Origin of the sequence: uncultured Ruegeria sp. (assembly GCF_947504215.1) — a bacterium.
Lineage (GTDB): Bacteria > Pseudomonadota > Alphaproteobacteria > Rhodobacterales > Rhodobacteraceae > Ruegeria.
This window is the reverse complement of record NZ_CANNGO010000028.1, coordinates 1-5,752: the sequence shown is the minus strand read 5'-3', so window position 1 is coordinate 5,752 and position 5,752 is coordinate 1. Positions and strand designations below refer to the sequence as shown.

Below are 5,752 nucleotides of genomic sequence, written 5' to 3'. Positions count from 1 at the left end.
TCGCGCCAGAGCGGTCAGACCGGTCGGTTACGCCGGCTACAGATTAGCGAATGAAAAATCATCACGCTTTCATGTAGCCTTGGATCGCCGTCCACATATGATATCGCGCACAATTTGTGGCCTTCGCTGAACTACGCAGGCCGGTCGATGGAATGTTTTTCGGCGGACTGAAAGTTTGTGATATTTCTCATCAGAGATCAATTATGTAGCGCTGATACACGACACAACGCGCACCGAACATTTCCTTTTGCTGTGCCAAGCCGGTGTTCAGATTCCTCCCACCGTCGGTGGTGGAAATTCCGAAATCAAGCCAGTCCCGGTCCGCGAAGACATCTTGGATCAGGTGCAAAATGATCGCATCAAGAGCACCATCCTCACGACCACCGGGGCCTACGGCGATATACTGAACATGTATGCAGCGGCCGCAGTCAAAACAAACTACCCCACCCAACATATGCCCATCCTGCAGCGCGCTGAACAGACGTATTCGACCTGGGAATGCCCGCACGAGACCTTCAATTTCTGCAAGCGAGTGTGTCGGGGTGGTATTGTGCCGCTCGGCCAATACGCCGGTGAGAATGCACCAAAATGCGGCCCAATCCTGACTCTCGGTCACAGTGATTCCGGCCTGAGCCGCTCGTTTGGCACCTTGCCTGCGGGATTGGGACTCCTTAGGGCGGCGTGGTATCGGAATGGCGGCCGATGCGTCGGTTTGGAGCAGTCGCCCACCAAACCGTGAAAGCGCATATAAATCCTCTTCTAACGGCGCGTTATGATAGAAATGTGGTGTGGGTTTGTATATGAATTGGGCAACCTTTGAACAGCGCAGATGATCAGTAAGCGCATCAAATGTTTCCAGCATCAGGTCTGTGCGCATCGCTTTACCGGCAATCATTCCGCCATAGGTTAACCCCCCATGTGAGACAACCTTATCGCCATCGCGATTAGCAGGCACCACTGCAATGATTTTACCCGAACGTTCGACAATCAAAGAGGCATCGATGAAGCGATCCGCATGATAATCCATGAATCGTCGATCATGCAAAAATGTCCCATTACGCGAATTCGCTACAAAAGCGTTCCAATCTGCAGCTTGGCTAGGCTCATACCTTGAAACGGTCAGTTCACTCATGATCGGGCCGCCAGACTGCCACTCCAACACCAGTTTGGCCCATACCATTCCCATTGTAGAATAAGAAGTTCTCGCCCGCAGGTGTATCGATTCGAGCAGGATAGCATGTCATTTCACTATCCCAGGAACCAGGTGCGCCACGTGGCAATTCGACAGTGTCGGAGCGCGTGAAGGATGTACCATCTTTAGAATGTGCCAAATGGCTTTCATATTGTTTTTCGAATGTATCGGATGTGACTCTCAGTTCAAAAGAACCGTCAGATAAGCGATTAGCCCGAGGGCGTCCGATGCGATATTCCGCCTCAGAAACATCAAGGATTTTTTCTGCATCTCTCATGTTGAAAACCAAACCGTCAGGCGTGGGAACAGACCAACAATTGTATTGGGGGTACAAACGTCCTGAAATCTCCTGCCATCGCTGACCACAAGATATCCAGGCCCGATAGCCGAACTCGGTTTCAACGATGCTATGAAGCGCGTTGATAAAGAGCGCCTGGGGCGCTCGATCCAAAATCGGTGTGGATTGATGCCTATGGAATGAAATCCCTTTGTAATCGCTGATTGCGAGGCCTGTGAAGGCTAGGAACTTGGCTTTCTCCACCAATTGGAAACCCACATAGTACATGCGCAACTCGGAACCAGACGCCCAGATCACATCCCCCAGAATAACTCCGTTGTCATCGAACATACCTGGTTGCCCGATGTCTAGCGCTGGCTCGTCACACACCGCAATTACGCGCGTAGGGTTATGTGCATCCAAATCTATCCAACCAATTCGTGAGATACTGGAGGCATCGCGCATGCCGCCATAAAGGCGGATAACATCAGCCCCCATGAGCACCGGAACAGGCGTCATGAAACTGTGCTGTGCCCAATCCAGTTGACCTTCCGGACAGTATATAAGTCCAAGTTTTTGCCAAGCCATGTCAATTCGCCAGCTTGAAATAGCGATAAGTACTAACTCGAGACGGTTCTGCCGGATGACCGGTCAAGAGTTGGCCGGGATCTTTGAAGGATTTGTTCACGACAGCACCCAGCCCGACAAAGCAGTCTTCGCCGATCTCTATGTTATCCGCGAAGGCAGCGTTGACGCCCACAAAGCTTCGCCGCCCAATCTTGCAGTAGCCAGACACAACCACGTGCGACGACAGGAAACAAAAGTCTTCGATCTGGGACTGGTGGCCAACATGATTACCACTCCACAGCACGACACCATCACCAATTTTGACCCCGTGTTGGACAACGTTGTTTTCAAAAACAAATACGTTATCGCCCAGTTGAGCCGTACGCCAGACAAAAGCATGCGAACTCACGTAATTTGCGAACCGGTAACCCTTGTTGCGCATCAATTCCACCAACCGTTCTCGGACGCGGTTCAATTGTGTATTCGTGACAGCAACATGGGTTTGAATTGTGGTGGGATCAAACCTTTCTTCAATACTTTCGACATCGACCAAAGGGAGACCACGATGTGTATCTGACTCGCGGTAAGCGGCTTCAACTGCGAATCCCACCACTTCATAATCCGAGTCGGTGCTAAAATACTCGTGTGCGATGTCTGCGAATTCACCTGCGCCGACAATTAACAATGGGGTCGTCATATCCAAAATGCCTTGCGTCGTTTTAGGTTGCGCACACAATAGGGCAAACATCCAGGCAGTGGAATGCAAGACTGCGCGCGTCGTGTTGCCAATGTTTTTCGGCCTGCTTATACACTCGATTGGTGGGCACCGCAGGAGCTATGATGTCGATCTCAAAATGTAAAGTCATTGATCTGCCGCGCGTGGCCGATGCCCGTGGCAACCTTACCTTCATCGAAGGTCACAACCACATCCCTTTTGGAATTAAACGGGTATATTACTTGTACGACGTGCCCGGAGGTTCGGATCGGGGTGAACACGCCCATCGGAACCTGCATCAATTTATTGTCTGCATGTCTGGGAGCTTTGACGTGCATCTCGATGACGGTCAAAAAAACAAGCGAATTCACCTTAACAGGTCTTATTTTGGGCTCTATGTCTGCCCGATGATTTGGCGCTATTTGGATAACTTCTCATCAGGGGCGGTATGTATGGTTTTGGCTTCAGAAAACTATGATGAGTCCGACTATATTCGCGACCGAGAAGTATTCTTAAAGGAAATCGCTACGCTATGACGGTTCCCTTTCTAAATCTAAATGCAGCCTATGAAGAGGTGTCACAGCAGATTGAATCTGCCGCGCTTAACGCACTGCGGTCGGGTTGTTTTATCGGTGGGCCCGAGGTTGGCAATTTTGAGACATTGTTCGCAGCCTACTGCCAAGCAGATCATGCGGTCAGCGTCGCCAATGGGTTAGAAGCGCTCGAGATTGCGCTACACGCTTTTGACATAGGGCCAGGTGATGAGGTTATCGTGCCGACCAACACCTTTATCGCGACTTGGTTTGCGGTGGCCCGCCGAGGGGCTACAATCGTTCCGGTTGAGCCTGATGCAGAGACTTACAACATTACAGTAGAGGCTGTGGCCGAATCTCTGACCACTAAAACGCGCGCGGTGATACCTGTGCATCTTTATGGCCAGCCAGCTGATATTGATGGGCTGATGGCTTTAGCGGAAGAACGAAATCTGATCGTGATAGAAGACGCTGCCCAATGCCATGGGGCGCGATGCCGGGGGCAGAGAATCGGCGCAACTGCCCACGCTGCAACCTGGAGTTTTTATCCTTCAAAAAATTTAGGTGCATTTGGCGATGGCGGAGCGATCACAACTAATGACACCGTTGCCGCCGAACGTATGCGGTTGTTGCGCAATTACGGTTCAAATCAAAAATACGTCCATGATTTGGCCGGAACAAACAGCCGGCTTGATCCTATTCAGGCGGCTATGCTTGCAGTAAAATTGCCGCTTCTTGATGAATGGAATATGCGCCGCCAGAAAGTTGCTGACCTTTATCTGACAGGCTTGTCTGACACCAATTTGATTCTGCCCAAGGTCGCTGACTGGGCCACTCCGGTTTGGCACCTGTTTGTCGTGCGTCACCCCGAACGGGAAAATCTTATGAACGCTTTACGCGACCGCGGAGTGGACACTTTGATCCACTATCCAATCCCGCCGCACCGGCAGAGCGCGTTTGCACATCTGGGTTTCGAAAGAGGACGCTTTCCGATTAGCGAGCAACTGGCGCAGGACGTATTTAGCCTGCCAATGGGACCACATTTACACTTAGAGCATGTCGAGCGCGTTATTCTGGCATTTAAAGAGCTTGTGGCATGATGTCGGAGTCACAGAATTTTAGTTCGCTCCCGACTTGCAGTGTCGTGTGTCTTACGTACAATCATGCGCGTTTTTCGGCAGCCGCAATCGAATCCATTGCTCAACAGACTTATCCAAATATCGAAATCATCGTTGTGGACGACGGTTCTACCGATGGGAATGATGAAATTGTAGATATTGCGCTGAAAACCAGTGGCCTTCCTTACAAGTTCATTCGCCAAAAGAACACAGGTAAGATCGCCGCGAACTTGAACCGGGGGCTACAAGCCACCACAGGTGATTACGTTTCAATGTTCTCATTGGACGACATCCTTCTGCCGGATTGCATAGCCTCGAAGATGGAGACGTTAGCCGTCGACCCTAACTTGGCATTTGTAGTCAACAGCTGTCACTCCGTGGTCAACGATGATGGCCAGGTGATCCAACCTCTGTGTAAGTTCAATCTCTATGGCCTAGATGTTACTACTCCCGATGAGCTGTTAGAAATTGAGTTTCAGAAAATCGGGGCGTTTTTCATGCAAGGTGGAGTTTTCCGGAGCGATGTTATTAATGAAATAGGTGGCTACGATGAAGATCTGCAAGGTGACGACCTGATCATCCGAACAAAAATTTTTCGATACATGCAGAGACATTCTGAGTTGTCATTCAAGATTGTCCATGAACCCCAATTCAAATATCGCACACATAACAACAACATCCACGCAGACCGTTGGCGGCAAGTAGACCTGATCTTGGAATGGCGCAATCGGTATTTTCCAGACCGTCGCATGCCCTCAGTATGGTGCGGTCTCGTACGCGACTCGCTTAGAATAGCATTTGAAGAAAATGATTTTGCTACAATTAAAAGAGCGAAAAGCCTGAACCCTGAAGTAATGGAGATTCTGGTAGAGTCCGGTCGTCTCTGGAACTATCGCTGGGGTGCTTTGAAACAGGCTTTTTCCCTGCGGTAGTCGTCATGGTGTTGGGGTACCCGCCATGCTTGCAAACAGTGCCCACACCGCTAATCCAATTGATAGGGTTTGGCTGCCCGCTCCAGATCGAGGTGGCGGGGCGGAAATATCTAAATAACACCGTAGAGCGGGATCACAGGTTCATCAAAAGACGAACCATCACTAACCTTGGCTTCAGGTATTTTTAATCCGCATCTTCAACTCGATCAGATATCGAGGTTGCACACATGATCCGTAAAGGTCAGTGCTCGTCTGGATTCTGTCCATGTCGGCAGTTTGCAGAAATTGCGGCCTTGCCCATCGGCACAAAAAACGCGATTCCGAACCACCTAAAACTTTGCAGCGGAGTCCTGAAGGATCTGTCGCGAATACTTCGTCAGGTTAAGGAGATGTTGGGTAACCGACCGCTCTGGCGCGG

General features: G+C 50.4%; 7 protein-coding genes and 1 pseudogene. 5 read left to right on the top strand and 3 right to left on the bottom strand.

From position 1 onward, the window contains the following. Window positions 1-190: 190 nt before the first annotated feature. Genes Q1B21_RS22210 through Q1B21_RS22200 form a run of 3 tightly spaced genes read right to left on the bottom strand, consistent with a single transcriptional unit; the run spans window position 191 to window position 2,733 of the window. Window positions 191-1,132: a GNAT family N-acetyltransferase gene (locus Q1B21_RS22210; protein ID WP_299893239.1), complete on the bottom strand. Its 942-nt coding sequence runs from the start codon at window positions 1,130-1,132 to the stop codon at window positions 191-193. Continuing rightward, window positions 1,125-2,057, bottom strand: coding sequence for a hypothetical protein (locus Q1B21_RS22205; protein ID WP_299893238.1), 933 nt, complete (start codon window positions 2,055-2,057; stop codon window positions 1,125-1,127). The genes Q1B21_RS22210 and Q1B21_RS22205 overlap by 8 nt, the downstream gene beginning before the upstream one ends. 1 nt (window position 2,058) lies before the next feature. Then, window positions 2,059-2,733 carry an acetyltransferase gene (locus Q1B21_RS22200; RefSeq protein WP_299893236.1) on the bottom strand — a complete coding sequence of 225 codons (675 nt, stop codon included), beginning with the start codon at window positions 2,731-2,733 and terminating at the stop codon, window positions 2,059-2,061. 143 nt (window positions 2,734-2,876) lie between these two features. On the opposite strand from Q1B21_RS22200, the gene Q1B21_RS22195 reads away from it, so the two are divergent. From Q1B21_RS22195 to Q1B21_RS22175, 5 genes and pseudogenes are all read left to right on the top strand, one after another. Beyond that, window positions 2,877-3,287 (top strand): FdtA/QdtA family cupin domain-containing protein, encoded by a 411-nt coding sequence (locus Q1B21_RS22195; RefSeq protein WP_299893235.1) that lies wholly within the window; start codon window positions 2,877-2,879, stop codon window positions 3,285-3,287. Continuing rightward, on the top strand, window positions 3,284-4,384 hold the full coding sequence (locus tag Q1B21_RS22190; protein WP_299893233.1) for a DegT/DnrJ/EryC1/StrS aminotransferase family protein: 1,101 nt from the start codon (window positions 3,284-3,286) through the stop codon (window positions 4,382-4,384). The genes Q1B21_RS22195 and Q1B21_RS22190 overlap by 4 nt, the downstream gene beginning before the upstream one ends. Beyond that, a complete protein-coding gene (locus Q1B21_RS22185; protein ID WP_299893231.1) occupies window positions 4,381-5,334 on the top strand; it encodes a glycosyltransferase in 954 nt (317 codons plus the stop codon). The genes Q1B21_RS22190 and Q1B21_RS22185 overlap by 4 nt, the downstream gene beginning before the upstream one ends. Before the next feature lie 68 nt (window positions 5,335-5,402). Further along, window positions 5,403-5,519, top strand: a pseudogene (locus tag Q1B21_RS22180) (IS6 family transposase); the annotation flags it as partial. Between the two features lie 42 nt (window positions 5,520-5,561). Beyond that, a partial coding sequence (locus Q1B21_RS22175) for a hypothetical protein (protein WP_299893230.1) occupies window positions 5,562-5,752 on the top strand: 191 nt, incomplete at its 3' end.

Bases quoted from the DNA above. Each gene is read 5' to 3' on its own strand.
- Q1B21_RS22205 (WP_299893238.1), bottom strand. From the start codon at position 2,057: ATGGCTTGGCAAAAACTTGGACTTATATACTGTCCGGAAGGTCAACTG.
- Q1B21_RS22190 (WP_299893233.1), top strand. From the start codon at position 3,284: ATGACGGTTCCCTTTCTAAATCTAAATGCAGCCTATGAAGAGGTGTCA.
- Q1B21_RS22185 (WP_299893231.1), top strand. From the start codon at position 4,381: ATGATGTCGGAGTCACAGAATTTTAGTTCGCTCCCGACTTGCAGTGTC.
- Q1B21_RS22200 (WP_299893236.1), bottom strand. From the start codon at position 2,733: ATGACGACCCCATTGTTAATTGTCGGCGCAGGTGAATTCGCAGACATC.
- Q1B21_RS22210 (WP_299893239.1), bottom strand. From the start codon at position 1,132: ATGAGTGAACTGACCGTTTCAAGGTATGAGCCTAGCCAAGCTGCAGAT.
- Q1B21_RS22195 (WP_299893235.1), top strand. From the start codon at position 2,877: ATGTCGATCTCAAAATGTAAAGTCATTGATCTGCCGCGCGTGGCCGAT.